Origin of the sequence: Streptomyces sp. H27-H5, assembly GCF_026627505.1 — a bacterium.
Taxonomy (GTDB): domain Bacteria; phylum Actinomycetota; class Actinomycetes; order Streptomycetales; family Streptomycetaceae; genus Streptomyces.
This window is the reverse complement of sequence record NZ_JAPNLK010000239.1, coordinates 1-3,288: the sequence shown is the minus strand read 5'-3', so window position 1 is coordinate 3,288 and position 3,288 is coordinate 1. Positions and strand designations below refer to the sequence as shown.

The following is a 3,288-nucleotide window of genomic DNA, read 5'->3' as shown; positions in this document are numbered from 1 at the left end:
AACCGCTCACGCGCCGCCTGTCTTTCGGGCGTGTACCCGCCCCCCTGCGCATACCTCATCCCCACGGCATACCGCAGGGATCAAGGACCGTCATCACCCACGGCAACTACGAGTTCAACCTGAGTAGCCGAGCGGCATTCGGGGGAGATTACTTTCCCCTGCCTGTCATCGCGTGGGCTGGGGTGCCGCCTCTGCGTCAAACTCTGCCGTGAGCTGCCCATTCTCGATCCCGCCCGTGTGAGGGAGTGGGCGTCCTGGCCTGGAATGGCGTATTTCCACTGTCTCTCGCAAGGAGCCTGGGCCACCCGAACACAGCGCGTCAGCAGGCACGTGGCGACGCTGTGATGTTTTGCTGTGTCCGCGAACGGACTTCTCGTACAGCCGACTTCCGTTCTCTCCCCATGCTCCCCGTTCTTCGGAGGCTTCGTCATGACCGTCTTCGCCCAGCCCGCCGCAGCCTACTACCCGCAGGCCACGGCGGCGCCGTTCGCCACCGTCGGCTCGTTCCCCGTGAACCCGTTCACGCAGATCGCCGCCCACCATGCCGCGCCGTTCGACGGGCTGCCGGTGTCCTGGCCGACGTCGCCCGGTCTGCCCGCCGCGTCCCAGCTCCCGCTCCTGATCACCGACATCTCCCTGCGCTGCGCGGCCGTCGCGCTGAACACGGTCATCGAGCAGCTTCGCGTCGAGCCCCAGCTCCTCGCCCAGATCCAGGCCCAGGGCCAGCTCCCCCAGCACTCCTGGAGCAGCGTCCTCACCGAGTGCGCCCGACGTGTCGCCCCCGGTGTCCACTCCCTGTTCATCGAAGCCGCCGAGCGCCACCTGGCCGGCTCCATGCCCCTGCCCCACGGCATCGCCCAGACGGCCCCCGCAGCGCCCTACACCGCCTACGGCACAGCCGCCCCGACCGCCGGGTTCACCCCGATCGCGTACAACAACGCGACTTTCACCCAGCAGCCGCCGATCTGACCGAGCCGGCGACGGCGGTAGGCGTCTCGGGAGGCGTGGCCCGTTCAAGGGTCCGGCCACGCCCCCCGGGCGTTGCCGGAGGCCGCTCACCCTCTCGACCGACCCGTACGTCGCGACTTCCTCCCTCGACCCCGTACGTTGCGACTTCCTCCCTGTCGTGGCGTCCCGGCACGCCACGCCCACACACACGAGTCATTCCCTTCGCTAGAAATCTGGACGGCTACCCCATGAGCAACGATCATGACGGCGTCACCACCACCTCCGGAGACCCTGAGGGCGTGTTCAAGACCCGCCCCCCCCACGCCCGCGGAACCTCTCGACCGGCCGCTGACACGCGTTCGAACCGATCGAGCGCCGGGCTGGTGATTCCCGAACACTGGGGCCGCTACCTCGTCGCGCCCCGGCCTCAAGGGTGGCTCCACGGGACAGTTTTCAGCGTGGGTTCCCAGGACCTGTTCACGTTCCTCGACGAGGACAGCGACGCCCTGGTCCTGGACCGGATCACGCCCCCGTCGACCCACGTGATCGGCGGCGGTCGGCTCAGCCCCTCGATCGCCGTGGTCGCCATGCCGGCCTCTCGGGCCGGGTCCCTCGCGTCGAACCCGCAGATCGTCGTCGAGCGTGATCAGCCGTTGTTGCACACCGACATCCCCATCCACACGGCGCTGGGGATCGCGGATCCCTCGATGGCCCCCTTCCTCGACTCGAGCGGCGAAGTCGACGTCCACGTGATGGGCCCCAACGCCGTGCCCGTCGCGGCCGCCCATGTGTGGGCGGTGGGCGTCAACGGTGTGGCGCACGCCGTCACCGATCGTGAAGGCCGCGCCCGCCTGAAGCTCGCGGCGGACGCCCCCGCCACCATCCGGACACTGCACATCCGCCCCGTCAAGGGATACTGGCCCCTGCACCTGGAGTGGCCGTTCCTGACCGGAGAAGACAACGCAATCTTCTCCCTGATGCCCTTGTCAGACACCATCCGCGATTTTCCCGACGACCCCATGACGAGCTGGGGCGCGCGAGCCATGCGCCTGGACCGTCTCCCAGCCGACCGACGTGGCGAAAAGGTGCGTATCGCGCTGCTGGACGGAGGCATCAACGCATCCCACCCCGACCTCAAGGACGCTGTCGCTCATGGACGTGATCTGACCGCGGAGGCGGAGAGCGATGCCTGGGGCGTGGACGCCACGGGGCGGGGGACCTGGTGCGCCGGGGTCATCGTCGCCGCCGACAACGGCACCGGCGTGGTCGGGATCGCCCCGGCAACAGAAATGCACTCCCTGAAGCTGTTCCCCGGCGGACACATGAGTGACCTGCTCCGGGCTCTCAACCACTGCGTAACCGAACGCATCGACATCGCGCAGATCAACGTCTCGTACGCCATCGCCTCGCGCCTGATGGAATGGAAGATCCTCGAGGCCGCCGCCGCGGGAGTCGCCACAATCGCGCCGTGCGGAGACAGCCCCAGCCTGCTCTCCCCCGTCGCGACCCTGCCGACCGTACTCGCGGTCGGTGCCCTGGCACATTCCGTCGCGGGCATCCACCCGGCGCACTACAGCCCCTTCCGAACCGGAATCGACCTCTACGGCCCCGGTACGGGAATCGTGACCACCGGTCACCTTGGCGACTACTGCGCCGCCGACGGGACCGCCCTCGCGGCAGCCCACATCACCGCACTGGCAGCCCTTTTGCTGGCCCACCATCAGCCGCTGCGCTCCCACATCACCCCGCTAGCACGGAACCAGCACCTGCACCACATCCTGCGGTCAGCCACCCTGTCCCGCGGCCTGCACCAGGGGATCGTGCGACTTCCCGACGCACCCACAGCCCTCAACATCCCCGTCCTCTGACTGAGCTTCTTCGAGTTGGCCACCCGATCGGGTGACTGGAACGGGTGCGTCACGGACAAGGCTCCCGGACGGTTGAGCGAGAGGTCTCACGTCTCAACTCGTTTTCCAGGGAGCCTTGTTGGTTACTGAGGACTTCAGGGTGGGGTCGGTGGGTTGATGGCCAAGCCGGTGGCGGTGAGGCAGCCGTCGATGAGGTGGGGTCTGAGTTGGATTCTGCGTAACTCGCGGCGGAGTTTGCGGTCGAGGTCGTCTGGGGTGTCGAAGGGGCGTTGTCAACTTGAGCTGAGTCTCCTTCGGCAGGCATGATCATCAAGCTGATCGTTGCTGGTGGAGGGGCATCATGGGGTCCGTGCGGGGGCCGTCGTACCGGGGTTACCGTTTCCCGGCGGACATCATCAGCCACTGTGTGTGGCTGCATCACCGCTTGGCCTTGTCGCTGCGCGACATCGAGGAGCTGATGCTGGAGCGTGGC

Annotated in this window: 2 protein-coding genes and 1 pseudogene; all 3 read left to right on the top strand. The window is 67.6% G+C overall.

Annotation, left to right across the window (positions count from 1 at the left end):
• Nucleotides 1–429: 429 nt before the first annotated feature.
• Nucleotides 430–969: a hypothetical protein gene (locus OTB19_RS42280; RefSeq protein WP_267804172.1), complete on the top strand. Its 540-nt coding sequence runs from the start codon at nt 430–432 to the stop codon at nt 967–969.
• 437 nt (nt 970–1,406) lie between these two features.
• Nucleotides 1,407–2,816 (top strand): S8 family serine peptidase, encoded by a 1,410-nt coding sequence (locus OTB19_RS42275; protein WP_267804171.1) that lies wholly within the window; start codon nt 1,407–1,409, stop codon nt 2,814–2,816.
• Between the two features lie 340 nt (nt 2,817–3,156).
• Nucleotides 3,157–3,288, top strand: a pseudogene (locus tag OTB19_RS42270) (IS6 family transposase); the annotation flags it as partial.